Consider the following 25,490-nt stretch of genomic DNA (forward strand, 5'->3'; position numbering starts at 1 on the left):
TGTATGGAAATCAGCGTGCCGGCTGCTGTTCGGCAGGGCGCTGAGGTTTCTTTAGTGTAAAGGAGAGAAGGAAGCCGACGAGTGCAATGCAGGCCGCTACGATAAAAGCGGCGTTCATGCCGTGCAGAGCGGCGTGTTTCACATTTGCATTGCCAGCGTGTGCTGCCTGGTTGCTCATCACGGATACCAATAGGGCAGTTCCGATTGAGCCGCCGACTTGGCGAACGGTATTGTTCATTGCTGTTCCGTGCGGAATCAAGTGGCGCGGCAGCGCGTTGATTCCAGCTGTTGTCACTGGCATCATGATCATGGCGGTGCCTAAGAGACGAGCGGTATATAACACAACAATCCAAGCAAGCGATGTATGTTCAGTCAGCTGCATAAACGGCAGTGATGTCAGGAAGATGATGCAGAAACCGGTAATCGCCAGCCCTCTTCCGCCGACACGGTCAAAGATTCTGCCGATAATCGGTGACATGAAGCCCATGACAACAGCTCCCGGAAGAAGCATCAGCCCTGTATCAAAAGCTGTGACGTCTCTGACGTTTTGTGTATAAAGCGGCAGAATGGTTTCTGTACCGATCAATAATGCAAAGACAATGGTTCCGAGCAGTGTTGTTAAGCTGAATATGCCAAACGTAAAGACACGGAATTCCAGCATCGGTTTTTCTAGCTTCATTTGTCTTGTGATAAACAATAGCAGTGAAATGACACCCACCAGCAGTGAAAGCAAGACAGTTAAACTGGTCCATCCGTAAGAGCCAACACTTGAGAAACCGTACAGAAGGCCGCCGAATCCAAATGTTGAAAGGATCACTGATAAAATATCAATCTGTGTTTTTCGTAAAGTTGTCACGTTCTTCATCAGGATGCTGGCAAGAATTAAATCGATTACAGCGAACGGAAGAATGATATAAAACAGTGATCTCCATGAGAAAGCTTCGACCGCCCATCCGGAAAGAGTCGGTCCGATCGCAGGCGCGAACGAGATGACCAATCCAACCATACCCATAGCCTGGCCCCGCTTTTCAATCGGAAAGATCGTCAGGAATACGGTCTGCATGAGCGGCAGCATAATACCGGCTCCGGCTGCTTGAATGATACGTGCTGCAAGCAGAACCGGGAAGTTCGGGGCGAATGCGCCGACGATTGTTCCGGCAGTGAAAATGCTCATTGCTGTGATAAGCAGTGTCCGGCTCGTGAATTTCTCAATTAAAAACGCGGTAATCGGAATTAAAATTCCGTTTGTTAACATAAATGAAGTTGTCAGCCATTGCGCTTGATTCGCGTCTACATTAAAATCCCTCATAATATGGGGAAGCGCGGTAATTAACAGCGTCTGATTCAAAATTGCGACAAACGCCCCGGCTAATAAAATACCGACAATGACAGAACGGTTAAAAGGTTTTGGTTCCATACTTTTATCCAATACAAATCCCTTCTTTTCTCTACGTGATTAACAGTGTTTTTAGCATGGAAACGGGCTGTGCTAAAACACCGGTTTGTTCCAGATAGCCAATCAATGACTTAAGCAAAAAAGCACGGGGGTCGCCCTTCTTCGCTTCTTCCTCAAGCATGGCAGCTGCGGATGTCAGTTCATCTACGTCATAGTCCGCTGCAGGCAAGGAAGAAATGCCTTTATGTAATTCCTTCAGGCTTTCCGACAAGAGGGCTGATTTATCCTTTGGCTTGTAGGAGGATGCTGAATGAAGGTAAAGCTCAATGGCTTCAGGCGGAAGAAGAGACTGCCGGGTTTCCTTGTTTTTGACAATCTGATTGAGGGTGCTGATGATAAACTCTGCGATCGGATCAAGTTCAAGCGGTTGTTCCTCTAATTTGATCAGCATTAAAAACTCACGTATCATGCCGTGAAGAATGATCACTACATCCCACACAAACGGGAGAACGGCTTCTCCATACGCCTGAATCAGCGAATCGCGGTGCCAGCAGATAATCGTCGATCTGGTCTGATGGATATGCTGTTTGATCCGGTCATTATGCAGCGCGGAGTTTCCGTAGGTCAGCATATTGAAAAACTGCTGGTTCTGCCTGAAGCCTTCCAGCTCCATTTTGACCTTTTGCATCAAACGCTCCTCTGGTGTCAGCGAGGTATTTTCCTGAAGTTTTGAGGCGGTAGCCACCATTTGCTTCTGGTTAAATGACAGCAGTTCCAAAAGCAGATCTTCCTTAGATTGAAATAGCTTATATATCGAAGCTTTTGACATCTTGCATTCTTCTGCGATCGCCTGCATGGAAACCGACGTAAAATCCTTTTCCGAAAAAAGCGTTCGCGCAGCTAACAAGATATCTGTTTTTTTATCAAGCATCTCAGGGCTTCCTTCTTTCTTGAACATTAGAAAACTCATTGGTTCACAGAAAACCAATGAGTAACAATGAAAAAATTTTACCAAATAAACGAAATAGAAGTCAATGGATTTTCCCCAGACAATCAAAAAGCCTGCCGGAGATTCCGACAGGCCGGGTGAGGCTTATTTTTCAACTTTAAATCCTTGTTTCTCAAGCATTTCACGGATATGAGGATAGTACAGGCGCTCATAATAGGAAGCGATGCCCTGTGACCAGTTTCTTGTTTCTTTTCCGTTTGTACGCTTATTCATGTATTCAGACATCTGCTCATCATATGCCTGAATGTGAGAAGTCAGTTCATCTTGGTTCAGGTATGTTTCCTGATGATTGACTGCTGCCTGCGGAAGGCGAGGTTTTTTCGCTGAACGGTCAGCAGGATGGCCGATGACAAGACCGGATACAGGGAACACGTATTTCGGAAGCTCAAGCAGTTCAATCAGCTCTTGAGGGTTTCCGCGAACCGCACCGATCGGAACAGTTCCAAGCCCGAGTGATTCTGCCGCTGCTGTTGCAGTGCCAAGAGCGATACCAGCATCTACTGCGCCGACAAGAACCGACTCTAAGCCATTTGTGATTTCCATTTTGAAATCATGCAGATCTTCAAGCGCAATTTTCGTCCGGTTGAAGTCTGCGCAGAACAGCAAGAAAACAGGAGCCTGGTCAATCCAAGGCTGTCCGCCTGCCAGCTCGGAGATTTTCTTTTTGCGCTCTTTATCCTGTACTGTAATCACAGTCACTTGCTGCCCGTTGATAGAAGATGGAGCTGATTGCACAGCTTGAATGATCTGCTCCAATTGCTCCTGAGCCACAGGCTCATCTGTATAACTGCGAATCGAGCGGTGGTCTCTTAATGATTTGATGACTTCATTCATATGGGACATCCTTTCCTTACTCGCTAAGCTCCGTGCGGACAACGTCAAGAGGAGCGCTCAGCACTTCTTTTGCTTTTGCGACAAACCCTTGGAAGTGTGCAGTTTCATTGTGGGATTTCATCGCTGCTTCATCTTTCCATTGTTCAAGCATCACAAATGTATTGTCTTCGCCTACTTTTTCAAATAGATCATACTGCGCGTTGCCTTCCTCAGCTCTTGAATGTTGAAGAAGAGATTGGACCTCGCTCAAGAATTCCTCGCGTTTTTCTGGTTTTACTTTCATATAAGCTTGTAATACGATCATGTTGATCTCCTCCATTGTTATGGTAAGTTTATTGTTCGAATTTATTCGAACTAACTGTAACATCTAATTAAAATGAGGTAAAGAAAAAAGACTTAAATAGTAAAATTGTCATTCGAATTGTTGTGTGATACATTTGTGTCATGAACATTCCAAACCATCCAGAAACAGAAACGTTACAGCTGACAAAGGTTCTTCACGCACTGAGTGATCCGCTTCGTTTAGAGCTCGTCAAGCAATTAGCTGAAGCGAAAGAAAAAACGTGCGGCACTTGTGCAGATGTACAGGTTGCGAAATCGACCTTGTCGCATCATTTTAAAGTGCTGAGAGAATCAGGCATCGCCCAAGTTCGCATAGAAGGAAAGCGCCGGTATTATTCGCTTCGTGCCGAAGACCTTGAAAAGGCATTTCCGGGTCTGCTTAAAGCGGTGCTGAATGTGGACCAGAGCCGCTGGTGAATCGATCCCCCGTATCGGGGATTTTTTTATGTCCGTAAACAGCGCGGAAAAGTCTCTCGACACCCTCGTGAATGTCTTCTTCCTTCAGCCGTGCGAAGCCGATAATGAGAGCGGGCCTGCCTGTTTGCCGCTTGTTTTCCTTCAGATCAAATCGGCTCATGCCGAAAATTTCAAGCTGCTGGCTGGCGGCGTGTGTCAGAATGTCTTGTTCAGTGCGGCGTGTATCAAATTCGGTAACAAAATGCAGGCCCGCATTTGCCCCCTTTACGATCATTTTTCCGTGAAATGCTGATTCTAAAGCGGCGATCAAACGCTCCCTCTTTTCTTTATAATGCTGCTTCATTTTTTTTATATGCTTCTGATAATCACCAGACTCGATAAATTCTTGCAGAGTGAGCTGTATAAGCGATGAGCATGTTTGCAGATCATAGCCCCGCAGTTTGTACGTTCGCAATAGCTCAGGCGGCAATACCATATAGCTGATCCGCAAGCCGGGGAGAAGCGACTTTGAAAAGGTGCCCATATAGATGACATTTTGAAAACGGTCAAGGCTTTGGAGCGCCGGGATGCTGTCTGCATCATATATGAATTCACTATCATAATCGTCTTCAATAATGTAGCGCTGCGGCTTCTCGGCTGCCCAGTTCAAAAGCTGAATTCTTCTTGATACAGGCATCATCGTGCCGGACGGAAATTGGTGCGATGGGGTCGTCACCAGTACATCAGGCTGCTGTCTGCTGATTTCCGCAATCGACATGCCTTTTTCATCCAGCAGGATTGTCTTCACCTGTTTTCCAGCGTTTTTCAAAAGCTGATACATGCGCCTGTAACCGGGCTCCTCCATCGCATATACTGCTTTCTGGGGCAAAAGCTCAGCCAATAGCTGCATGAGCACCTGTGTGCCTGCTCCGATGATGATTTGTTCCGGGCGGCATTTTACGCCCCGTGTCAGGGAAATGAGCCTCGTAATGGCTGCTCTCACTTCATAGATCCCTTGAGGATGCGACATATCGCCGAGTGTTCGATAGGAACGGGATGCCGCTTTTTGTTCACAGCGAAACCAGCTTTTGATCGGAAAATGGTCTGTATCGGCACTCATGTGGGAAAACGAAATCCAGTCGCTCTGATCGATGTGAACCTCTTTCAGATCCTCCGGCAATGCGAATGGAGGATGCTCGTCTGCAGAAAACACATCCAGCTTCTCCACGAAAAATCCCTTTCGCTCAATGGCATACAAATATCCCTCGGCCAAGAGCTGCTGATAGGCCGCATTCACTGAGTTTACGCTGACCTTCAGCTTCTCAGCCAGCTCCCGTTTAGAAGGAACCTTCGAATGGGGAAGCAGATTCCGGTTGAGGATTTCTTTCTTCAGCTTTTGATAAATTTGCTGATAGATATAATCTGCCCGTTCTGAACGGTCGAGTATGATTGTGATGTCCATTTTTGCCTTCTCCTTCTGATACCATCCAAAAGTTACAATTGGTACTTTTCATCATACCAAAAAGAAGTCAGAATGATAAGAAAATAGCAACAGGGGGGCTTTCATATGAGTCAAACAACAGCTGGCATCACGACTGCTCAGTGGCAGCAAAAACGGGAACGGTTCATATCAAAAGGTGTAAGCAACGGCAACCGCAGTCTGGCGGTAAAAGGAGAAGGGGCTGAGCTGTACGATTTGGATGGGCGGAGATTTATTGACTTTGCAGGCGCTATCGGAACGTTAAACGTCGGACACTCACATCCGAAGGTGGTTGAAGCTGTGAAGCGGCAGGCGGAGGAGCTGATTCATCCGGGCTTCAATGTCATGATGTATCCGTCTTATATCGAATTAGCGGAAAAACTGTGCGGCATCGCACCGGGCGGCCATGAGAAAAAAGCGATCTTTCTGAATTCAGGAGCGGAAGCGGTTGAAAATGCAGTGAAAATCGCCAGAAAATATACAAAGCGCCAAGCGGTCGTTTCGTTTACACGCGGGTTTCATGGGCGCACGAATATGACGATGAGCATGACGAGTAAGGTAAAACCGTATAAATTCGGGTTCGGACCTTTTGCGTCAGAGGTTTATCAAGCTCCATTCCCTTATTATTATCAGAAACCGGCCGGCATGAGTGATGAAAGCTATGACGACATGATGATCCAAGCGTTCAATGATTTCTTTATCGCTGCAGTCGCGCCGGAAATGGTAGCGTGTGTCGTGATGGAGCCTGTACAGGGAGAAGGTGGCTTCATCATCCCGTCGAAACGGTTTGTGCAGCACGTCGCGTCTTTTTGCGAAGAACATGGCATTGTTTTTGTCGCTGATGAAATTCAAACCGGCTTTGCCAGAACAGGCACTTATTTTGCAATTGAACATTTTGATGTGGTTCCTGATCTGATCACGGTCTCTAAATCACTAGCGGCAGGCCTTCCATTAAGCGGTGTGATCGGCAGGGCGGAAATGCTTGATGCCGCAGCGCCCGGAGAGCTGGGCGGTACGTATGCCGGAAGCCCGATCGGGTGCGCGGCGGCTTTGGCTGTCTTGGATATAATTGAAGAAGAAGGGCTGAATGAGCGCTCTGAAGAAATTGGAAAACTCATTGAAGACAAGGCATATGAGTGGAAACAAGAATGTCCTTTCATCGGTGACATCCGCAGACTCGGGGCAATGGCGGCAATCGAAATCGTCAAAGACCCTGACACGCGTGAGCCTGATAAAGTGAAGGCAGCGGCGATCGCGGCCTATGCGAATCAAAATGGACTGCTTTTGCTGACAGCGGGAATTAATGGAAATATCATTCGTTTCCTGACACCTCTCGTCATCTCAGACAGCCTTCTGAATGAAGGGCTCAGCATCTTGGAGGCGGGTCTCCGAGCCTAATCATTGGAAAGAAAACGGCTGGCTCTGCTATCATTTTAAGTAATCATGAAAAGAAAGGAATGTTCAATATGCCAGATCAATTAACGGTCTACAATCCGGCTACTGGTGAGGAGATTCAAACGATTCCTCAGCAAACAGCCAAAGAAGTAGAAGAAGCCATTGAACGTTCACATCAAGCGTTTAAATCGTGGTCTAAAACATCAGCGAACGAAAGAGCGTCTCTTTTGAAAAAGTGGTATGAGCTGATTGTTGAACATAAAGAAGAACTTGCAGATTTAATTACAAAGGAAAACGGAAAACCGTATCAGGAAGCGGTCGGTGAGGTCCTTTACGGCGCAGGTTATATCGAATGGTTCGCGGAAGAAGCAAAGCGTGTGTACGGAAGAACTGTTCCCGCTCCGACAACTGGTAAACGAATTGTCGTGACACGCCAGCCAGTCGGCCCTGTTGCTGCCATCACACCGTGGAATTTCCCGAATGCGATGATTACACGCAAAGCGGCACCTGCTCTAGCTGCCGGCTGTACGTTTATCATCAAGCCGGCACCGGACACACCGCTGTCTGCCTATGAGCTTGCGCGTCTCGCTTATGAAGCGGGCATTCCAAAAGATGCTCTTCAAGTCGTGATCGGCGACGGAGAAGAAATCGGAAACGTGTTTACAAGCAGTTCGAAAATCCGCAAAATCACGTTCACAGGATCAACCCCAGTAGGAAAAATTCTTATGAAAAACAGTGCGGATACTGTAAAGCATATCTCTATGGAGCTCGGCGGGCATGCACCGCTCATCGTGGATGAACATGCCGACATTGATCTTGCCGTTGAACAGGCGATGGTATCTAAATACCGAAATGCCGGCCAAACGTGCGTCTGTGCCAATCGCTTGATTGTTCATGAGTCCATCAAAGATGAATTTGCTGCGAAACTGAGTGAGCAAGTGTCTAAGCTCAAAGTCGGAAACGGACGTGAAGAAGGCGTCAATGTCGGCCCGATTATCAACAAAAACGGCTTTGAAAAAATCGTCAGCCAAATCAATGATGCGGTTGAAAAGGGTGCGAAGGTTCTTGCGGGAGGCACGTATGATCGAAACGATGACAAAGGCTGCTACTTCGTCAGCCCGACAGTACTCGCTGATGTTGATACGTCTATGACGATTATGCACGAGGAAACATTTGGCCCGGTCGCTCCGATTGTCACATTTTCTGATATTGATGAAGCGATTCAGCTTGCCAACGATACACCATTCGGCTTGGCAGCTTACTTCTTCACAGAAAATTATCGCCGCGGCATCTATATTTCCGAAAATCTTGATTATGGCATTATCGGCTGGAATGACGGCGGACCGTCAGCGGTTCAAGCACCATTCGGCGGAATGAAAGAAAGCGGCATCGGCCGTGAAGGCGGTTCGGAAGGCATCGAGCCGTACCTTGAAACAAAATATATGTCCATCGGCTTGTAAATGAATGCAAGCTCCTGATAGCTGCCGGAATCTTCCGGCAGCTCTTTTTGTTGTTCCGGCGAATAAACCTAGTGGTTACAGCCAAAATAACAGCAAATACAATTTGAAAGTAGGTTCCCCAATAATGGATTTAATACTAGCTCTGCTCCCGGCTTTGTTTTGGGGGAGCATTGTTCTCTTCAATGTGAAATTAGGCGGCGGGCCGTACAGCCAGACACTCGGTACGACGATCGGGGCGCTCATTGTGTCTATCGTGATTTACTTTTTTGTTCAGCCGGTTCTGTCTATGCGTATTTTTATCGTCGGCATCGTATCCGGATTATTTTGGTCTCTTGGACAAGCCAACCAGCTGAAAAGCATTGAATTGATGGGTGTTTCCAAAACAATGCCGATTTCCACAGGGTTGCAGCTTGTGTCGACCTCACTCTTTGGGGTTATCGTGTTTCGCGAATGGTCAACACCGATTGCGATTACACTTGGCGTTCTCGCTTTGATTTTTATCATTGTGGGAATCATTCTCGCGTCATTAGAAGATAAAAATGACAAAAAAGAGGGAGAGCCAAGCAACTTCAAAAAGGGCATTTTGATTCTTCTTGTTTCAACGCTCGGCTATTTGGTTTATGTAGTCGTCGCCAGATTGTTTGATGTATCCGGCTGGTCTGCGCTGCTGCCGCAGGCTATCGGCATGGTTGTCGGAGGGCTTATTTTAACCTATAAACACAAGCCCTTTAACAAGTATGCCATCAGAAATATCCTCCCAGGCTTAATCTGGGCAGGCGGTAATATGTTTTTGTTTATTTCTCAGCCGAAAGTCGGTGTGGCCACAAGCTTTTCTCTCTCACAAATGGGTATTGTCATTTCTACGCTGGGCGGTATTTTCATCCTGCGTGAAAAGAAATCCAAGCGACAGCTCATTGGGATAGGTATCGGGATCGCTCTGATTATTGCGGCCGCTGTTTTTTTAGGAATCGCCAAAACGAATTCATAATAATTGAGGAGGAATATATATGTATCCAGATTTAAAAGGGAAAGTCGTCGTTATCACAGGGGCTGCATCAGGTCTAGGGAGAGCTATGGCCGTTCGCTTCGGCAAGGAGCAGGCAAAAGTGGTTATCAACTATTATAGTGGCAAACAGGATCCAAATGAGGTCAAAGAAGAGATCATCAAGGCGGGCGGGGAAGCGGTACTCGTCCAAGGAGATGTCACGAAAGAGGAAGATGTAAAAAATATCGTGCAAACGGCAATAAAAGAGTTTGGCACACTTGATATTATGATTAACAATGCCGGACTTGAAAATCCTGTACCGTCTCATGAGATGCCACTGAAGGATTGGGACAAAGTCATCAGCACGAACTTGACGGGTGCCTTTTTAGGAAGCCGTGAAGCGATTAAATATTTCGTGGAAAATGACATCAAAGGAAATGTCATCAACATGTCCAGTGTGCATGAAATGATTCCGTGGCCGTTATTTGTCCACTACGCAGCAAGTAAAGGCGGAATTAAGCTGATGTCTGAAACGTTGGCTTTGGAATACGCGCCGAAGGGTATTCGAGTCAATAATATTGGGCCGGGTGCGATCAATACGCCAATCAATGCTGAAAAATTTGCTGACCCTAAACAGAAAGCAGACGTAGAAAGTATGATTCCGATGGGATATATCGGTGAACCGGAGGAAATCGCCGCAGTGGCAGTGTGGCTTGCTTCGAAGGAATCCAGCTATGTCACAGGCATCACCTTGTTTGCGGACGGCGGAATGACGAAGTATCCTTCCTTCCAGGCAGGACGAGGTTAATCAAAAAAAGCGACCCAGATATGATTCTGGATCGCTTTTTTATTAGGATCGCTTTCTTTTGACAAGCGCTGCTACAGATAAAATAATGGCAGCCGCAGACAGCACAATTGCTGTGATGTCCAGTGCTGAGGAGTTTGATTCTTCAGCGTCGTCTTTCGTTTTCGTGGCGCCGTGTTCATCTGTCACTTGCTTTGCAGCGGTAATGTTTGTAATAGCGTGAGGCGTATCCGCATCCTCGTCACCAGTCCACTCGACAATGCTGCCGTCCTTGTAATACTGGTATGCGTCCCAAGCTGCTTCTGCCGCTTTATCAGGGTTTTTGGCAACAAAGGTAAACTGCTGGAACTGACCTTCTTGAATGCCGCCATCTGTCGCTTCCCACGTCACGGACACTGATTTGTCATCATGTTTCTGAGTGGATACCTTCCAGCCTGGAATTGGTTCGTATTGCTGGAATTCAACATCCTTTGGCATTTTGAGGACAACCTTTGTTGTCGGCAGATTCTTCTCAGAAGGAACCTTCATCGTATACGTTTCCCAAGAGCCTGCCGCTGATTCAGCAGGTTTTACAGACACATGCGCGCTGGCAGAGGCCGTAAAAAATAAGAGAGCGCCAATAATAGCCGGACATAGTGTGAATGCGATTTTTTTCAACAATTCAAACACTCCTTTAATTGGTTTTTGTAAATATAAGATTGATTTCCTTAAAATCTCCTGTCAGTCCATGGACTTTGAACTTCCAGTTTCCTTTTTCATTCATGGATAGGTTTTCATCCTGAAAGACGCCTTTTGTTGTCTCTTTTAATTGAAATGTGCTTTTGTTCTCACTGCCTGACAGACCTGTTTTATAAATGGTTAACGTGATTTGCTGGATGTTTTTCACCGGTTCGCCGTTATGGTCGGTGACCCGCAGCTCAAATACGTTTTTGCCAGGCTGGTTAGGGCTGATGCTGAGAGACACGTGTTGTCCTTGCTCGATCGCTTTTGTTTGGTAGAACGGTTCAGGCGCCGGTTCAGGCGGACTTGGCAGGCTTGTAAAAACGGCCGCTGTGATGAATACAGCGATACCGATTGCCCATTCTGCTTTCAGCGTTCGGCTGATTCCCGGGCGGCGCTGTTTTCTGGTAAGCAGAAAATGCATTGCTCCTAAGATCAGCATCAAAACAAACAGACCGCTTTTCACTAAAAGTGCTTGACCGTACGCCGTATGGAAAAGTGAATCCATCGAACGAATGATGAAAAATCCATTGAGCAAGCCTGAAAACAAAATGACGCCGACAGCAGTGAGCGCCCAAGGGGAGAACCGGCTTACCGTTTCCCATGCAAGCGTTTTATCAGGCTGTCTCCATTCTTTTGCGAGCAGCAAAACGAGTGTCGCTATTCCGCCGACCCAGATGGAAGCGGAAGATAAATGGAGGAAATCCATCAAAATGCCGACCGCTTTTTCTTGAATGACAGCCGCATGTCCGGTAAACGCTTTGGCAAGCAGGAGACCGAAAAAGAAAATGAGCGGCGCTGTCCAATAGGCAAAGGATGAGTAGCGATTTTTTCGTATCACTGGGATCACAGATAGTGCAAGCAGCACATACAGCACGGCCTGTATGATCCAAATGGTGCCGCCTGCTGTCTCAAATAGTGTTTCTGAGATGTAGCCCGGCTGGAAGGCGCTGCCCCAGCCGCCGCCCGCGTTCGCTTTTGTTTGAATGGGAAGCTGAAGCAAAAGCGCCAGCCCCAATGCGGTGATTGAGACGATCAAAATACGTTTCGTACGTTTGGCGAGCTGTTCTGAATCTCCTTTATACCAGAAGAGATGGAAGAAAACCGTTCCGATGAACAGCGATAAGGCTGTATACAGTATCGCGCGATCTGCGGCTGTTGCCGGATTCAGCGCTGAACCTGCGGCTTTTTGGCTGCTGAATCCGCCATCCGCTTTCCCAATGCTGAAAGGAATGACGCCGGAGATTGGATGCCCGTCTGCGGACACAGCATTCCATTCCGCTCTGTACACATCTTTCGGCAGATTTTTTTTCAGCTTCACTGACATCATGTGACTGTCATTTTTTTTGATTTCAGTCTTATCTGTATCCACCCGATCGCCGTTTGAATTATAGACTTTAATGTAATGAAAGCCTTCTTCAACCGGTTCATTAAATTCGATTTCCACCTGTGAAGGAGCTTTTTTTAATTCACTGTTTTCCCCAGGTGAAGATGTAACAATATAGGCGTGAGCAAAGCTTGTTTTCGGCAGGAAAACAAGAACAAGCAGGAGGATGATCCACCATTTATTTCGCTTCATTACTCAGACACCTCCTTCCGCTGTATATGTTATGTCATGGTGCAGGTGCAGCGTTTTTTTCTGTCGTGAAGCATGTCTTCCAACGCCTGGTCGAAGGTGCGGACAGCTCCGCCGAATCCTTTTTGAAATCGTTCGGCGTGATCGAGAGTCGCAAATGGAATCGCCTGCGGCTGGCAGCAATGCAGATTTAATTCGGCATTGACGACGAAATAAGCCGATCCGGCACTGACTGTTGTGTGTAACAGAAAATCTCTGCAAATCAAGTGTGAAACCTCTTCCGTTTTATCTGCGTAACGCAACAGCGCACAATGTGAGCAGCATAACTGTTCAATCTCTTGATTTACCGTAATCAGTTGTACGGAATGAGTCTGAGTGACCGGCTTCAGGCAATAGCTGCACATATGCTCCGCTTGTGATGTTTGGGCAGGAAGCGTGATGCCGCCCGCCGTTTTCATGACCTGATGTGACTGAACAAGCTGATTGACATCTCTGTATATCGTCATTTCAGAAACGCCGAATCTCGCACTAATGTCAGAAATTTTGAGTGCGCCTTCTTCTTTCAGCCACTTCAGAATGTGTTGCTGTCTATTTATAGGAAGCATTCATTCATCCCCTTCCTTAGATATATTTAAGCGTAGGGGATTTTAGAGGTACTGACAAGTAACTTTATGATAAAAAGTGTGAAAATATGTTGAACTTCAACAAAACGAAACAGAAGGGACTCTGTTATAATAGATGTATGGAATGGAAAGTGAGGAATACCCTATGAAAGAAACAGTATGCCCGAACTGCGGCAAACCTTTGACAGGAGACATGGTCAGATCGTCAAATGTGCCTTGTCAATTTCGCTGCGGACACTGCCGAGAACGGCTTTATGAATATAAAGTATCAGCTCCGATTATGCTGGTGTCATTAGCGGTCATCGTGCTGCTCATTTATTTGCTGCTGCTCCTCCGCAATGCGGCTGGCTCAATACTTCCGGCTGTACAGCATGTGCCGATGGCTGTTTTTGCGCTAGTGTGCGCTTATCCTGTGTTCATTGTGAGTGAGCGAATGATCGCCAAGTACGTGATTCAAAATGGCAACATTATATATAAAGGAAAAAGAAAAGGCTCCTGAATATCAGGGCCTTTTTTGTTTTTAAAAAATTGTCACACTCATGTGCCAAAGTTCTCTTTACTTTCAATTGTGAAAATAATTGTAAGCGCTTTAATATAGAGTCAAAGGGAAGGCATTCTCTGAACATATTTTTCTATCTCACAACGACAAGCGAACAGGGAGGGTTTATATATGCAGCAGCAAGGACAGCAGCAAGGCGGCATGAAGGTGAAAGTACAGCGCTTTGGCAGTTATTTGAGCGGAATGATTATGCCGAATATCGGTGCGTTTATCGCGTGGGGAATCATTACCGCGCTGTTTATTCCGGCGGGATGGTTTCCGAATGAACAGCTGAATACACTTGTCAACCCGATGATCACATATTTACTGCCGCTTTTGATAGCGTATACAGGCGGAAAAATGATTTACGATCACCGCGGCGGAGTCGTTGGTGCGACAGCGGCAATCGGAGTGATTGTAGGGTCGGATATTCCAATGTTTTTAGGCGCAATGCTGATGGGACCGCTTGGCGGATATCTCATAAAACAGACTGATAAATTGTTCAAGGAAAAAGTCAAACAAGGCTTTGAAATGCTCATCAACAACTTTACGGCAGGGATCGTCGGCGCGGCTTTAACGATTCTCGCGTTTTACGCCATCGGCCCGGTTGTCCTGACATTAAACAAATTGCTGGCGGCCGGTGTGGAAGTCATTGTACACGCTAATTTGCTGCCAGCAGCCAGCGTTTTTGTGGAACCGGCAAAAGTGCTGTTTCTCAACAATGCCATTAACCATGGAATCTTAAGCCCGATCGGAATTGAGCAAGCATCCCAAACAGGAAAATCCATTCTGTTTTTAGTAGAAGCAAACCCTGGGCCGGGGCTCGGCATTTTGCTGGCGTATATGTTCTTCGGCAAAGGTGCCTCAAAATCAACGGCTCCCGGTGCGGCGATCATCCATTTCTTGGGCGGGATTCACGAAATTTATTTCCCGTACATTTTGATGAAACCAGTTCTGATTCTGGCGGCGATTGCCGGCGGAGCAAGCGGCCTCTTAACATTTACAATCTTTAATGCCGGACTTGTCGCAGCAGCATCACCTGGAAGCGTGATCGCATTGCTGGCAATGACGCCAAGAGGCGGCTACTTCGGCGTATTGGCGGGAGTGTTGGTCGCTGCAGCTGTTTCATTCATCGTATCAGCAGTGATCCTGAAATCTTCAAAAGCAAACGAAGAAGACCTCGCTGCGGCAGCTGAAAAAATGCAGGCCATGAAAGGGAAGAAAAGCCAAGCAGCCGCTGCTTTAGAAACGGAGCAAACGAAAGCTGAGGAAACATCTGAAATATCTTATGAAAGCGCAAACAAAATTATCTTTGCATGTGATGCGGGAATGGGATCAAGTGCCATGGGAGCATCCATCTTACGAAACAAAGTGAAAAAAGCAGAGCTTGATATAAGTGTAGCCAACACATCCATTAATACTCTGCCAAGCGATGCGGACATTGTCATTACCCACAAAGATTTGACAGACCGCGCGAAAGCGAAGCTGCCGAACGCGATGCACATATCAGTGGATAACTTTTTAAACAGCCCGAAATACGACGAGCTTCTCGAAAAGCTGAAAAAGTAAACTCAAAGAAAGAGAGTGATACACATGCAAGTACTCGCAAAGAAAAATATTAAACTCAATCAAACAGCCGCAACAAAAGAAGAAGCCATCAAAATCGCAGGCCAAACGCTGATTGACAATGGCTATGTGACGGAAGATTACATTGGCAAAATGTTTGAACGGGAAGAAACGTCTTGTACGTTTATGGGGAATTTCATTGCGATTCCCCACGGCACAGAAGAAGCAAAAAGCGAGGTGCTTCACTCTGGAATCTCAATCATCCAGATTCCAGACGGTGTCGAGTACGGGGAAGGCAACACGGCAAAAGTGGTATTCGGGATTGCCGGCAAAAATAATGAGCATTTAGACATTTTATCTAACATCGCCATCATCTGCTCGGAAGAAGACAACATTGAACGCCTGATCTCTGCTAAAAGCGAAGAAGATTTGATCGCTATTTTCGACGAGGTGAACTGACATGATCGCCTTACATTTCGGTGCGGGAAATATCGGGAGGGGGTTTATCGGCGCGCTGCTTCACCATTCCGGCTATGATGTCGTGTTTGCGGATGTGAATGATACGATGGTCAGCCTCCTTAATGAAAAAAAAGCATACACAGTGGAGCTGGCAGAAGAGGGGCATTCATCAGAGGTGATCGGTCCGGTCAGCGCCATCAATAGCAGCAGCCAGCAAGAGGAGCTGTACCGGCTCATCAATGACGCGGCGCTTATCACGACAGCGGTCGGTCCGGCCGTGTTAAAGCTGATTGCGCCGTCTATCGCAGAAGGATTAAGACGAAGAAGCCATGCAGCTCCCCTCAACATCATTGCCTGCGAAAACATGATCGGCGGCAGCAGCTTCTTGAAGAAAGAGGTATACAGCCATCTAACAGAAGCGGAGGGGGAATCTGTCAGTGATATGGTTGGTTTTCCAAATTCAGCCGTTGATCGGATCGTGCCGATTCAGCATTATGAAGATCCGCTCAAAGTATCAGTTGAACCGTTTTTTGAATGGATCATTGATGAATCAGCCTTTAAAGGGAAAACCCCCGTCATAAAAGGTGCGTTGTTTGTTCATGATTTAACACCGTATATCGAACGGAAGCTGTTTACCGTCAATACCGGACACGCAGTAACAGCGTATGTAGGCTATCAGCGCGGGCTGAAAACAGTCAAAGAAGCCATCGACCATCCGGAAATCCGCCGTGTTGTTCATTCGGCGCTGCTTGAAACGGGGAACTATCTCATTAAAACGTATGGCTTTAAGCAAGCCGAACATGAACAATATATCAAAAAAATCATCGGACGCTTTGAAAATTCATTCATTACAGACGATGTGACCCGTGTGGCGAGATCACCTCTGAGAAAACTGGGAGAGAATGATAGACTCGTAGGCCCGGCAAAGAAAATAAAAGAGCCGAATGCACTGGCGGAAGGGATTGCCGCCGCATTGCGCTTTGATTTTACTGACGACCCTGAAGCGGTTGAACTGCAAGAGCTGATTGAAGAAAAAGGATACAGCGGCGTGCTTCAAGAGGTGTGCGGCATTAAGGCTCATGAGCCGTTGCATGCCATCATTTTAAAAAAACTCAACCAATAAATCATCACCCTGTGACAGCATGTCGCGGGGGTTTTTTAGTGAAAAACACTTTCGATAACCGGGGAAGGGGAAACAATCCGAGATTGCGGTAATACCGGGGGTGGCTGCTGCTGAGGTGCAAGGAAGTTTGTGATGATGTTCCATAGAACACGGTGGATGGTGTCTGAAGACGAGGTCCATACGTCTGCCTGACGAAAAAGTCCGCCAAAGACTAACCAAAAAGAATCAAATGCTGTATAATGATTTGGAATTCTTAGGAAGGTAATGGGTGAAGGAAGTTGAATACAGAAACAATTACAGTAAAGAAAAAAAGAAAAACGAAATGGATCGTTGTACTCAGTATCATTTTAATCGCAGTGCTTATTTTTACGGTCAGAATGGCGTTTTACAGGCCTTTTCTTGTTGAAGGCTCATCAATGGCTCCGACGCTTAAAGACTCGGAAAGAATTTTTGTGGATAAAGGAGCCAAATATACAGGCGGTTTTCACAGAGGCGACATCATAGTCATTCAAGACAAAACGAGCGGCCGCTCATTTATCAAACGTTTGATCGGTTTACCAGGTGACAGTGTGAAAATGAGGAATGATCAGCTATACATAAATGATAAAAAAGTGGAAGAGCCGTACCTTAAGGAACATAGACAAGAGTCTAAAGAGATGGGTGTAAGCTTAACAGCTGACTTTGAAGTCGAGGTTCCATCCGGCAAATATTTTGTAATGGGAGATAACCGTCTCAATTCGATGGATAGCAGAAACGGAATGGGGATGCCATCTGAGGAAGATATCGTCGGTACTGAATCACTCGTCTTTTATCCGTTCGGTGAGATGAGACAAGCAAAATAAAAACCTAATGGACTGAGCGCCGCGGACAACATGTATGCGCGTGTAAGAACAACCGGATGAAACAGAGTAGGACTCACAATCGTTGCCCTGCACTCACAAAGATTTGCCTCCCGGCGTTCAGCTTCCGGCTGATTGATAATAGTCAAAAAAGGAGAGATAAAATGAACTCATTTCCTTTGCCTCATCGCTATCCGTTTATGTTTATTGACGGCGTGACGGAAAGCGAGCCCGGCAAACATGCGGCAGCTTATAAGCTGGTCAGTGAGAACGACTGGTTTATTACTGACACGCAAACAGAAATGCCTTTTTCACTTGTGGTTGAAGCGCTTGCGCAAACCGCGGCTTTTACAGGAATGACAGCTGAGAATAGCTTGGGCTTACTGTCTTCTGTGAAGAAGGCGGAAAAGCTTGGAGCGGCCGTACCTGGTGATCGGCTTGATCTTACGTTTAAAGTGACGCGCAATCGGCGCGGGTTTGTGTTTGGACATGCTAAAGCGACAGTAGGCGGTTTGCCTGTTGCTGAAGCTGATATCAGCATTTATATCCAAAAATGAAAAAAACCCTTCACACCAATTTGTGAGGGGTTCTATTATTTCGTATCATAATCCCGTTCGCTTTGTGAATTGTTTCTTTGCTGCCGTTTGTGTTTTTCATCATTCATGTTTTCCTTGAGCTCTTCATTTGGAATCGGATCTGTTAAGTCATTGTGTTCAGGATTTTCATTTGGTTTGTTTTGCTGTTTTCTTTCTGCCATACTATCACCTCACCATTTGTTTTCCTCTTATTGGCACGCCTCAAACATGTGAAATCGCTTTTTTGTTCCGCCGGGTATAATGTATTAGAATAGAAAGAAGCACAAGTAAAAGATAAAGAGAGGTACATATATGTCTATTCAAAGAGAAGATGTAGATATCAAGCTGATTGCAATTGATATGGATGGCACGCTGCTGAATGACGAGCAGCTGATCTCAGATGGAAACCGCAAAGCCATACGTGAAGCCGAGGATAAAGGCGTGCATGTGGTGATCAGCACGGGCCGGACGCTGATGACGTGCCGGGAGCTGGCGGAATCGCTTGAGCTGTCGTCTTTTTTAATCACAGCAAACGGCAGCGAAATCTGGGACTCGAATTTTCAATTGGTGGAACGAAAGCTGCTCCATACGGATCATATTCAAATGATGTGGGAGTTGCGGAATAAGCATAACACCAACTTCTGGGCTTCTACCGTTGATAAAGTATGGAGAGGCGAGTTTCCTGAAAATATTACAGACCATGAATGGCTCAAATTCGGCTTTGAGATTGAGGATGACGACATCCGAAACGAGGTGCTGGAGGAGCTGAGAAAAAATAAAGAGCTCGAAATCACCAATTCAAGCCCGACAAACATTGAGGTCAACGCGCTTGGCATCAACAAAGCCGCAGCTCTTGCAAAGGTTTCTGAAAAACTCGGCTTTACGATGGAAAATGTGATGGCGATGGGTGACAGCCTCAATGACATCGCAATGATCAAAGAAGCGGGTTTGGGCGTCGCGATGGGCAATGCGCAAGACACCGTGAAAGAAACGGCTGATTGGATCACAGCGACAAATAGTGAGGATGGTGTCGCTAAAGCGATTCGCCAGTGGGTATTATAGAAAAGAGAGTCCTAAGAGGGACTCTTTTTTAGTTTGGCAGGTTTTCTTCTGGGACCATGGTAGGTTTTCTGACAAAAGTATTTCACAAACTGAGATGATTAAATTATAATAAAGCAAAGTTCAAAGATTCGGAATAGTGGTTCCGAATTTCGGTACAATAAATACATAAAGCACATCGTTTGCTTTGGCAGGAGGGATTCTGTGTTTCAAGTTGATTTGAACTGTGATTTAGGAGAAAGCTTCGGAGCCTACACGATAGGCCTTGATCAAGATATTTTAGAGTATGTCACATCTGCGAATATCGCATGCGGATTTCATGCCGGAGATCCCGGTGTTATGCGGAAAACCGTTGCGCTTGCGGCAGAAAAAGGCGTGAAAATCGGTGCGCATCCGGGTTTGCCGGATTTACTAGGCTTTGGGCGACGCAATATGGCGATTTCTCCTGAGGAAGCATATGATCTCGTCGTTTATCAAATAGGCGCGCTCTCCGGTTTTCTGAAAGCAGAGGGGCTTCACATGCAGCACGTCAAGCCGCATGGCGCTTTATACAATATGGCTGCAGTCGATCAAAAGCTGTCGGATGCTATTGCGAGAGCTGTCTATAAGATCGATCCCGGCTTGATTCTTTTCGGTCTTGCTGAGAGCGAGCTCGTAAAAGCGGGAGAACGGATCGGACTGCAAACAGCGAGTGAAGTGTTTGCCGACAGAACATACCAAGCGGACGGCACACTGACACCGCGCTCTCAGCCGAATGCACTCATTGAAAGCGATGAAGCGGCTGTCACCCAGGTGATCAAAATGGTGAAGGCAGGAACGGTCACATCTCAGCAAGGCCACGATGTGTCTTTAAAAGCAGATACCGTTTGCATTCATGGTGATGGGGCCCACGCGCTGACATTTGTGCAAAAAATCAGAAAAGATCTTAAAGCGGCACAAATTGAAGTGACTGCTATTTCAGCACAGAAGCAGATATAAAGGAGGAGCAATAGATGGAGCAGAAGAAAAAAACGGCAGGAAAAAAAGCGGGCAACTGGTCATTACTGATGGGTGCCGCCTTTTTAATGGCGACATCAGCGATAGGCCCGGGTTTCCTGACACAAACTGCAACATTCACAAACACACTCGCAGCAAGCTTCGGTTTTGTCATCTTGATTTCTATCATTTTGGATATATTCGCGCAAACGAATGTGTGGCGCATCATTGCAGTCTCTGGAAAACGCGGACAGGAAATTGCGAATATGGTGTTTCCGGGACTGGGATATTTCATCGCTATACTCGTCGTGCTTGGCGGATTAGCTTTTAATATCGGAAATATCGGAGGTGCCGGTCTGGGTCTTCAAGTCCTATTCGGCATTACACCAGAAACAGGCGCATTGGTCAGTGCTGTCATTGCCATTTTAATCTTTTTAATTAAAGAAGCAGGAAAAGCGATGGACCGTTTTACGCAAATCGCGGGCTTTGCCATGATCATCTTAACGCTGTACGTCGCAATCACGTCTACGCCGCCAGTTGGACATGCTGTGGCAAATACTTTTGCTCCTGAGCAAATTAGTATATTTGCAATTGTAACACTTGTCGGCGGGACAGTAGGCGGATACATCACCTTTGCTGGCGGTCACCGCTTGCTTGATGCAGGCATTAAAGGGAAGGAATCCATCCCGCAGGTGACAAAAAGCTCGGTCGCCGGAATTTTGATTACATCTATTATGCGAATTGCCCTTTTTTTAGCTGTGCTCGGCGTTGTGGCAAAAGGCCTGCACATCGATGAAAGCAACCCTGCAGCTTCAGTCTTCAAGCTTGCTGCTGGAAACGTCGGTTATAAAATTTTCGGATTAATCATGTGGTCTGCGGCCATTACCTCTGTTATCGGAGCGGCCTATACATCTGTTTCGTTCTTTAAAACCTTTTCTCCGAAAATTGAAAAGAATTCACGCGGCATCATTATCGGATTTATCGTGATTTCTACGTTAGCTTTTATCACAATCGGACAGCCTGCGAAAATCCTCGTGCTTGTCGGTTCGCTGAATGGCTTGATTCTGCCGATCGCGCTCGGAACTTTGCTGATTGCCGCATATAAGAAAAAGATTGTTGGTGATTATAAGCATCCGCTTTGGCTGACTGTTTCAGGGGCACTTGTTGTTATTGTCATGGCTATTATGGGACTCTACACGTTATTAACACAACTTCCTAAATTGTGGAGTTAATAAAATAAAGGCGGAGCAAGTAAACAAAACGGTGCCGGAGGATGCGTGCCTGATACGAGAGGGGAAAATAACCGATCCGATGTTAGCCGGTTATGAATGTAAAACCTGAAATGGTCATCACACATGCGCCGGGGGACCTGCTCATTACAGATAGATGAGAGGAGTCGCTTGCGGTGCTGTATCCTCTCGTCCTCCTAACGAACGAGAAATAAAAGAGGTGAGAAAGATGACTGTACGATGTGAGATCGAACAGCTCGGTGATTCTGCAATGATGATCCGATTCGGAGAAGAAATAAACGAACAGGTCAACGGTCTTGTCCATGCCGCGGCCGCTTATATAGAAGAACAGCCATTTCCGGGATATATTGAATGCATCCCGGCTTTTACAAGTTTGACGGTGTTTTATGATATGTATGAGGTGTACAAGCATTTGCCTCAAGGGATAAGTTCGCCTTTTGAGAAGGTCAAGCGCGATATCGAAGATCGGCTGCAGGAAATAGCCGCTGATTATGAGAATAACCGCCGCATAGTTGAAGTTCCCGTCTGCTATGGCGGTGAATTCGGACCGGATTTAGAAGAGGTGGCGCGGATCAATCAGCTGTCACCGGAGGAAGTCATCGACATTCATACAAACGGAGAATATGTAGTGTATATGCTTGGTTTTGCTCCTGGTTTTCCTTTCTTAGGCGGAATGTCAAAACGCATTGCCGCTCCAAGAAAGTCATCACCAAGACCGTCGATTCCCGCGGGCTCAGTCGGCATTGCCGGATTACAGACAGGCGTTTATCCGATTTCAACACCGGGCGGCTGGCAGCTGATCGGGAAAACACCGCTGGCTCTTTTTCGGTCACAGGAAAACCCGCCAACATTATTGCAGGCGGGAGATATTGTGAAATTCTTCCGCATCTCAGAAGAAGACTATCACGCCTATAAGGAGGAATCTAATTGAGCATGAAAGTGTTAAAGCCCGGACTGCTCACAACGGTTCAGGATATAGGCAGAACGGGTTATCAAAAATACGGCGTACTGGCAAGCGGCGCTATGGATACAGTTTCACTGCGCATTGCTAACCTGCTGATCGGAAACAGTGAAAATGAAGCCGGTCTTGAAATTACGCTAATGGGGCCTGGTCCGTCATTTTATGTTTCAAAAACGACGCTGATTGCGGTAACGGGGGCGGACTTTACATTGCGTATTAATGATGAGGAAGCGCCTTTATGGAAGCCTGTGCTCGTCAAGGAAAACAGCACGGTCAGCTTTGGACCCTGCAAACTCGGCAGCCGTGCCTATTTAGCGGCTGCCGGCGGCTTCGATGTGCCTCACGTCATGGAAAGCAAAAGCACCTACGTCAGAGCAGGAATTGGCGGACTTCATGGCAGAGCGCTTCAAAAGGAAGATGAACTGACTATTGGAGAGGCGTCCCCTCTTTCGCTCACCATCCTTTCCCGATTAAGCCCGCAGCTTGAAAAGCAGGAGTTTGCTGCCCCGAAATGGTCGGTCAGCCGCGGAAGGTTTCTGCCATTGAAAAAGAATCCTGTTATTCGAGTGCTGGAAGGCAAACAATTTCGCTTTTTTACAGAAGAATCGAAAACGCGTTTTTATGAAGAAACATTTCGGGTCACGCCGCAGTCCGACCGTATGGGGTACAGGCTCAAAGGAGAACCGCTTGAACTGAAGGCGCCGCTTGAGATGGTATCGGAAGCAGTTTCGTTCGGAACAGTACAAGTGCCTCCTGACGGCAACCCGATTATCCTGCTTGCAGACCGGCAAACGACAGGAGGCTATCCAAGGATCGCGCATATCATATCTGTTGACCTGCCGATTGTCTCTCAAATCATGCCGGGCGAGCATGTCCAGTTTGAGCCTGTATCCCTTCAGGAAGCGGAAGCCCTTGCGATTGAACGGGAGCAGCATATAAAAGAACTGAAAACGAGAATGAAGATGGAATGGCTGACATAACAAAGGGGATGAATGATGCAGAATAAAAATAAAACCGTAGTCAAATCTATGGCTCTGCTTAATTTGTTTTTGCGTGAACCAAGCCTCACCTTAAGTGAACTGGTATCGCTGTCAGGTATGCCGAAAACCTCTGTTCACCGGATGGTCAGCTCTTTGGAGGAAATGGGATTTCTCAATCGGGATGCGACCGGCGCATATTCGCTCGGATTGGTGTTTTTAGAATTCGGGCAGCTTGTCGCTGACAGGATGGATATCAGAAAAATAGCGAAACCGGTGATGGAGGAGCTGTGCCGGGAAGTGGATGAGGCTGTGCAATTGATCATGAGGGACGGCGATGAAGCGATATACGTTGAGAAAATAGAAGGGGCGCAGACTGTCCGGCTGTACACGGCGGTCGGCAGACGTTCTCCTCTTTATGCGGGAGCATGCGCCAGAAGCATTTTGTCCTTTCTTCCCCGCGAAGAAATCGAAACATACATCAAACACAACAAGCTTAAGTCAATTGGCTCCGGCACGATTACCGATCCTGAAACATTGTTCCAGGTGATTGATGCTTCCGTCGAAAAAGGTTATACCATCAGCTATTCAGAACTTGAAAACTATACGGCGGCGATCGGCGCCCCGATCTTTAATCATAAACGTCAGGTGGCAGCCGGCATCAGTATTGCAGGCTTTGAAGCGAGATTTACAGAAGACAGGCTGCCCTATTTAACAGAAAAGGTCAAGGACGCCGCTTTACAGATTTCACGAAAAATAGGGTATACATGAGTAGCCAATCTTTTCTCCGCTGCGTACATTAACGTATCGACGTTCAGGAGTGGAGGAAAGAACATGGTGCTTCGATATACAGCACTGGGGGATTCTTTGACGACAGGGAGAGGCTCCGGGCTGTTTTCACCCGGGTACGTCAAGCGTTTCGGAGATATGATGGAGGCTGACTTGAAAACAAAAACGGCCATATCCATCTTTGCCAAATCAGGCCTGAATACAGAAGAGATTCTGGGGCTCCTGTCATATCCTTATGTGCAAAAATGCATTCGACATGCTGATATGATAACGATCACGGGGTGCGGAAACGATCTCATCGATTCGGTTTTAGCTTACCAAACATCTAAGGATGAAACGATTTTCAGCCGTGTATCCGCCCATTGCCATGAGAATTTTGAAAAGATGATTGCCAACATCGCCGAGATCAAAGGAGAGAATCCGTCCCCGTACGCCATCCGTGTGTTCAACTTATACAATCCGTTTCCCAGCATTGCGATCGCTGGCAAATGGATCAGGTCTTTTAATTCCCATTTAGAAACACTTGCAGCAGCACCCCATGTCAAAGTCGCGGATGCCTATAGCATTTTTAAAGGTAAAGAACAGGAATATCTGTCCCTTGACGGTGTCCATCCGAACTGCAAAGGCTATCAAGCAATGGCCGAAGCCGTTCATCGGTTAGGCTATAAAGAATTGTCAGTTTCATAGAAAGCGCACCTTATAAAGGGGTGCCTTTTTTATGTGTAAATGAAACATTAAAAGAAACTTAAATTTCCCTGTCTCCTGTTCTACAGAATAAAAAAGTGCGCTAGAATAATGGAGGATGTAGGCAAATATAGCCATAGCGTTCAATATTTCGTATATTAGGAAGGATGGTCCTTTTGTTTCGGATTTTTAAAATGTCTTTTGCGATTATCATTATTTTATTGGCGCTTATTGCTTTTAACTATACGGAACACACCTCTGTTATCCAATCGGTTATGCTCGTCTTTCTTGGTGCTGTTATGTTTATGCAGGGGCTTGAAGAGCGGAATAAAGAAAACGACGGCTCCGGCGCTTTTAATATTTATACCGCCGTTTTCGTATGGTCTATCTCTCTTATCGGTTTTACGCTTCATATTATATAAATCTATTACACACCCTGAAAATGCCCGACCATCGGGAATACGGTCAGAACCGATGAAGCGAGGTTTTCCACTCTTGATATTCTGGAACCGCGAAAGCCTTCTGTATGGCCCTCAAGTGTTTCCCGCCTCCCTAAGCAGCAAATAGCAGAAGAGTGATAAAGCCCTTCAGCCGGAACGCCTTCTCAACCTCTTGTTCAAGCCCTTCTCTCATGTGCGTATTGTGCCTTTCTGACCATGTCATCCCTTATTTTC

The 25,490-nt window shown here is 46.5% G+C and carries 28 protein-coding genes and 1 pseudogene; 20 read left to right on the forward strand and 9 right to left on the reverse strand.

What is annotated here, in order from left to right; translation table 11 throughout:
* Positions 1–10 precede the first annotated feature (10 nt).
* The 4 genes from BTW01_RS16210 to BTW01_RS16225 form a co-directional block, all read right to left on the reverse strand.
* On the reverse strand, positions 11–1,417 hold the full coding sequence (locus BTW01_RS16210; RefSeq protein WP_419724076.1) for an MDR family MFS transporter: 1,407 nt from the start codon (positions 1,415–1,417) through the stop codon (positions 11–13).
* Between the two features lie 31 nt (positions 1,418–1,448).
* Positions 1,449–2,327 (reverse strand): TetR/AcrR family transcriptional regulator, encoded by an 879-nt coding sequence (locus BTW01_RS16215; protein ID WP_162104027.1) that lies wholly within the window; start codon positions 2,325–2,327, stop codon positions 1,449–1,451.
* Positions 2,328–2,489: 162 nt separating this feature from the next.
* Positions 2,490–3,239: an NADPH-dependent oxidoreductase gene (locus BTW01_RS16220; RefSeq protein ID WP_162104028.1), complete on the reverse strand. Its 750-nt coding sequence runs from the start codon at positions 3,237–3,239 to the stop codon at positions 2,490–2,492.
* Between the two features lie 16 nt (positions 3,240–3,255).
* Positions 3,256–3,543: a putative quinol monooxygenase gene (locus tag BTW01_RS16225; protein WP_162104029.1), complete on the reverse strand. Its 288-nt coding sequence runs from the start codon at positions 3,541–3,543 to the stop codon at positions 3,256–3,258.
* Positions 3,544–3,683: 140 nt separating this feature from the next.
* Here BTW01_RS16225 and BTW01_RS16230 point away from each other — a divergent pair, with 140 nt between their 5' ends.
* A complete protein-coding gene (locus BTW01_RS16230; protein ID WP_162104030.1) occupies positions 3,684–3,998 on the forward strand; it encodes an ArsR/SmtB family transcription factor in 315 nt (104 codons plus the stop codon).
* On the opposite strand, the gene BTW01_RS16235 is transcribed toward BTW01_RS16230, so the two are convergent.
* Positions 3,961–5,439: a PLP-dependent aminotransferase family protein gene (locus tag BTW01_RS16235; protein WP_162104031.1), complete on the reverse strand. Its 1,479-nt coding sequence runs from the start codon at positions 5,437–5,439 to the stop codon at positions 3,961–3,963. The genes BTW01_RS16230 and BTW01_RS16235 overlap by 38 nt on opposite strands.
* Positions 5,440–5,544: 105 nt before the next feature.
* On the opposite strand from BTW01_RS16235, the gene gabT reads away from it, so the two are divergent.
* The 4 genes from gabT (at position 5,545) to gdh (ending at position 10,105) form a co-directional block, all read left to right on the forward strand.
* The gene (gene gabT, locus BTW01_RS16240; protein ID WP_162104032.1) at positions 5,545–6,855 is read left to right on the forward strand and encodes a 4-aminobutyrate--2-oxoglutarate transaminase; all 1,311 of its coding nucleotides are present in this window, start codon (positions 5,545–5,547) and stop codon (positions 6,853–6,855) included.
* Between the two features lie 68 nt (positions 6,856–6,923).
* Positions 6,924–8,312, forward strand: a complete 1,389-nt coding sequence (gene gabD / locus BTW01_RS16245) for a succinate-semialdehyde dehydrogenase (RefSeq protein ID WP_162104033.1) — start codon at positions 6,924–6,926, stop codon at positions 8,310–8,312.
* Positions 8,313–8,436: 124 nt separating this feature from the next.
* Positions 8,437–9,300, forward strand: coding sequence for a glucose uptake protein GlcU (gene glcU, locus BTW01_RS16250; protein WP_162104034.1), 864 nt, complete (start codon positions 8,437–8,439; stop codon positions 9,298–9,300).
* 19 nt (positions 9,301–9,319) lie between these two features.
* Complete coding sequence (gdh, locus tag BTW01_RS16255; RefSeq protein WP_162104035.1) at positions 9,320–10,105, forward strand: glucose 1-dehydrogenase; 786 nt, start codon at positions 9,320–9,322, stop codon at positions 10,103–10,105.
* A 42-nt stretch (positions 10,106–10,147) separates the two neighbouring features.
* On the opposite strand, the gene BTW01_RS16260 is transcribed toward gdh, so the two are convergent.
* The 3 genes from BTW01_RS16260 to BTW01_RS16270 are packed head-to-tail and all read right to left on the reverse strand — an operon-like array spanning position 10,148 to position 13,003.
* Positions 10,148–10,762: a YcnI family protein gene (locus BTW01_RS16260; protein ID WP_162104036.1), complete on the reverse strand. Its 615-nt coding sequence runs from the start codon at positions 10,760–10,762 to the stop codon at positions 10,148–10,150.
* Between the two features lie 13 nt (positions 10,763–10,775).
* Positions 10,776–12,401 carry a copper resistance CopC/CopD family protein gene (locus BTW01_RS16265; RefSeq protein WP_162104037.1) on the reverse strand — a complete coding sequence of 542 codons (1,626 nt, stop codon included), beginning with the start codon at positions 12,399–12,401 and terminating at the stop codon, positions 10,776–10,778.
* 29 nt (positions 12,402–12,430) lie between these two features.
* Positions 12,431–13,003, reverse strand: a complete 573-nt coding sequence (locus BTW01_RS16270) for a DeoR family transcriptional regulator (protein WP_162104038.1) — start codon at positions 13,001–13,003, stop codon at positions 12,431–12,433.
* A 163-nt stretch (positions 13,004–13,166) separates the two neighbouring features.
* Here BTW01_RS16270 and BTW01_RS16275 point away from each other — a divergent pair, with 163 nt between their 5' ends.
* The 6 genes from BTW01_RS16275 to BTW01_RS16300 all read left to right on the forward strand — a co-directional run bounded on the left by BTW01_RS16275 (position 13,167) and on the right by BTW01_RS16300 (position 18,103).
* Entirely contained in the window at positions 13,167–13,520 is a 354-nt protein-coding gene (locus BTW01_RS16275) for a hypothetical protein (protein WP_162104039.1), read from the forward strand.
* A 171-nt stretch (positions 13,521–13,691) separates the two neighbouring features.
* The gene (locus BTW01_RS16280; protein ID WP_162104040.1) at positions 13,692–15,128 is read left to right on the forward strand and encodes a PTS mannitol transporter subunit IICB; all 1,437 of its coding nucleotides are present in this window, start codon (positions 13,692–13,694) and stop codon (positions 15,126–15,128) included.
* Positions 15,129–15,152: 24 nt separating this feature from the next.
* A complete protein-coding gene (locus BTW01_RS16285; protein WP_162104041.1) occupies positions 15,153–15,584 on the forward strand; it encodes a PTS sugar transporter subunit IIA in 432 nt (143 codons plus the stop codon).
* A gap of 1 nt (position 15,585) precedes the next feature.
* Positions 15,586–16,707 (forward strand): mannitol-1-phosphate 5-dehydrogenase, encoded by a 1,122-nt coding sequence (locus BTW01_RS16290; protein WP_162104042.1) that lies wholly within the window; start codon positions 15,586–15,588, stop codon positions 16,705–16,707.
* Positions 16,708–16,985: 278 nt separating this feature from the next.
* Positions 16,986–17,549 carry a signal peptidase I sipU gene (sipU, locus tag BTW01_RS16295; RefSeq protein ID WP_162104043.1) on the forward strand — a complete coding sequence of 188 codons (564 nt, stop codon included), beginning with the start codon at positions 16,986–16,988 and terminating at the stop codon, positions 17,547–17,549.
* 161 nt (positions 17,550–17,710) lie between these two features.
* Positions 17,711–18,103, forward strand: a complete 393-nt coding sequence (locus BTW01_RS16300; protein WP_162104044.1) for a 3-hydroxyacyl-ACP dehydratase FabZ family protein — start codon at positions 17,711–17,713, stop codon at positions 18,101–18,103.
* Between the two features lie 35 nt (positions 18,104–18,138).
* Here the strand turns inward: BTW01_RS16300 and BTW01_RS16305 are convergent, their stop codons facing one another.
* On the reverse strand, positions 18,139–18,303 hold the full coding sequence (locus tag BTW01_RS16305) for a hypothetical protein (RefSeq protein WP_162104045.1): 165 nt from the start codon (positions 18,301–18,303) through the stop codon (positions 18,139–18,141).
* Positions 18,304–18,433: 130 nt separating this feature from the next.
* On the opposite strand from BTW01_RS16305, the gene BTW01_RS16310 reads away from it, so the two are divergent.
* From BTW01_RS16310 to BTW01_RS16345, 9 genes and pseudogenes are all read left to right on the forward strand, one after another.
* A complete protein-coding gene (locus BTW01_RS16310; RefSeq protein ID WP_162104046.1) occupies positions 18,434–19,183 on the forward strand; it encodes a phosphoglycolate phosphatase in 750 nt (249 codons plus the stop codon).
* A 201-nt stretch (positions 19,184–19,384) separates the two neighbouring features.
* Positions 19,385–20,158 (forward strand): 5-oxoprolinase subunit PxpA, encoded by a 774-nt coding sequence (locus BTW01_RS16315; RefSeq protein WP_162104047.1) that lies wholly within the window; start codon positions 19,385–19,387, stop codon positions 20,156–20,158.
* 14 nt (positions 20,159–20,172) lie between these two features.
* Entirely contained in the window at positions 20,173–21,387 is a 1,215-nt protein-coding gene (locus BTW01_RS16320; RefSeq protein WP_162104048.1) for an NRAMP family divalent metal transporter, read from the forward strand.
* 92 nt (positions 21,388–21,479) lie between these two features.
* A pseudogene (locus BTW01_RS18540) lies at positions 21,480–21,545 on the forward strand (hypothetical protein); the annotation flags it as partial.
* A 68-nt stretch (positions 21,546–21,613) separates the two neighbouring features.
* Entirely contained in the window at positions 21,614–22,336 is a 723-nt protein-coding gene (pxpB, locus tag BTW01_RS16325; protein ID WP_162104049.1) for a 5-oxoprolinase subunit PxpB, read from the forward strand.
* A gap of 2 nt (positions 22,337–22,338) precedes the next feature.
* Positions 22,339–23,346, forward strand: coding sequence for a biotin-dependent carboxyltransferase family protein (locus BTW01_RS16330; protein WP_162104168.1), 1,008 nt, complete (start codon positions 22,339–22,341; stop codon positions 23,344–23,346).
* Between the two features lie 15 nt (positions 23,347–23,361).
* Entirely contained in the window at positions 23,362–24,114 is a 753-nt protein-coding gene (locus tag BTW01_RS16335) for an IclR family transcriptional regulator (protein ID WP_162104050.1), read from the forward strand.
* Between the two features lie 63 nt (positions 24,115–24,177).
* Positions 24,178–24,819: an SGNH/GDSL hydrolase family protein gene (locus BTW01_RS16340; protein WP_162104051.1), complete on the forward strand. Its 642-nt coding sequence runs from the start codon at positions 24,178–24,180 to the stop codon at positions 24,817–24,819.
* 173 nt (positions 24,820–24,992) lie between these two features.
* The gene (locus BTW01_RS16345) at positions 24,993–25,238 is read left to right on the forward strand and encodes a YczI family protein (protein ID WP_162104052.1); all 246 of its coding nucleotides are present in this window, start codon (positions 24,993–24,995) and stop codon (positions 25,236–25,238) included.
* Positions 25,239–25,490 lie beyond the last annotated feature (252 nt).

The sequence above is a fragment of the Bacillus sp. SKDU12 genome, assembly GCF_010093085.1.
GTDB lineage: Bacteria > Bacillota > Bacilli > Bacillales > Bacillaceae > Bacillus > Bacillus mexicanus.

Bases quoted from the DNA above. Each gene is read 5' to 3' on its own strand.
- BTW01_RS16300 (WP_162104044.1), top strand. From the start codon at position 17,711: ATGAACTCATTTCCTTTGCCTCATCGCTATCCGTTTATGTTTATTGAC.
- gabD (WP_162104033.1), top strand. From the start codon at position 6,924: ATGCCAGATCAATTAACGGTCTACAATCCGGCTACTGGTGAGGAGATT.
- BTW01_RS16335 (WP_162104050.1), top strand. From the start codon at position 23,362: ATGCAGAATAAAAATAAAACCGTAGTCAAATCTATGGCTCTGCTTAAT.
- BTW01_RS16235 (WP_162104031.1), bottom strand. From the start codon at position 5,439: ATGGACATCACAATCATACTCGACCGTTCAGAACGGGCAGATTATATC.
- BTW01_RS16320 (WP_162104048.1), top strand. From the start codon at position 20,173: ATGGAGCAGAAGAAAAAAACGGCAGGAAAAAAAGCGGGCAACTGGTCA.
- BTW01_RS16305 (WP_162104045.1), bottom strand. From the start codon at position 18,303: ATGGCAGAAAGAAAACAGCAAAACAAACCAAATGAAAATCCTGAACAC.
- BTW01_RS16215 (WP_162104027.1), bottom strand. From the start codon at position 2,327: ATGCTTGATAAAAAAACAGATATCTTGTTAGCTGCGCGAACGCTTTTT.
- BTW01_RS16330 (WP_162104168.1), top strand. From the start codon at position 22,339: ATGAAAGTGTTAAAGCCCGGACTGCTCACAACGGTTCAGGATATAGGC.
- BTW01_RS16285 (WP_162104041.1), top strand. From the start codon at position 15,153: ATGCAAGTACTCGCAAAGAAAAATATTAAACTCAATCAAACAGCCGCA.
- BTW01_RS16290 (WP_162104042.1), top strand. From the start codon at position 15,586: ATGATCGCCTTACATTTCGGTGCGGGAAATATCGGGAGGGGGTTTATC.
- BTW01_RS16310 (WP_162104046.1), top strand. From the start codon at position 18,434: ATGTCTATTCAAAGAGAAGATGTAGATATCAAGCTGATTGCAATTGAT.
- BTW01_RS16265 (WP_162104037.1), bottom strand. From the start codon at position 12,401: ATGAAGCGAAATAAATGGTGGATCATCCTCCTGCTTGTTCTTGTTTTC.
- glcU (WP_162104034.1), top strand. From the start codon at position 8,437: ATGGATTTAATACTAGCTCTGCTCCCGGCTTTGTTTTGGGGGAGCATT.
- BTW01_RS16230 (WP_162104030.1), top strand. From the start codon at position 3,684: ATGAACATTCCAAACCATCCAGAAACAGAAACGTTACAGCTGACAAAG.
- BTW01_RS16275 (WP_162104039.1), top strand. From the start codon at position 13,167: ATGAAAGAAACAGTATGCCCGAACTGCGGCAAACCTTTGACAGGAGAC.
- BTW01_RS16280 (WP_162104040.1), top strand. From the start codon at position 13,692: ATGCAGCAGCAAGGACAGCAGCAAGGCGGCATGAAGGTGAAAGTACAG.
- gdh (WP_162104035.1), top strand. From the start codon at position 9,320: ATGTATCCAGATTTAAAAGGGAAAGTCGTCGTTATCACAGGGGCTGCA.
- BTW01_RS16270 (WP_162104038.1), bottom strand. From the start codon at position 13,003: ATGCTTCCTATAAATAGACAGCAACACATTCTGAAGTGGCTGAAAGAA.
- BTW01_RS16340 (WP_162104051.1), top strand. From the start codon at position 24,178: ATGGTGCTTCGATATACAGCACTGGGGGATTCTTTGACGACAGGGAGA.
- BTW01_RS16210 (WP_419724076.1), bottom strand. From the start codon at position 1,417: ATGGAACCAAAACCTTTTAACCGTTCTGTCATTGTCGGTATTTTATTA.
- gabT (WP_162104032.1), top strand. From the start codon at position 5,545: ATGAGTCAAACAACAGCTGGCATCACGACTGCTCAGTGGCAGCAAAAA.
- pxpB (WP_162104049.1), top strand. From the start codon at position 21,614: ATGACTGTACGATGTGAGATCGAACAGCTCGGTGATTCTGCAATGATG.
- BTW01_RS16225 (WP_162104029.1), bottom strand. From the start codon at position 3,543: ATGATCGTATTACAAGCTTATATGAAAGTAAAACCAGAAAAACGCGAG.
- BTW01_RS16220 (WP_162104028.1), bottom strand. From the start codon at position 3,239: ATGAATGAAGTCATCAAATCATTAAGAGACCACCGCTCGATTCGCAGT.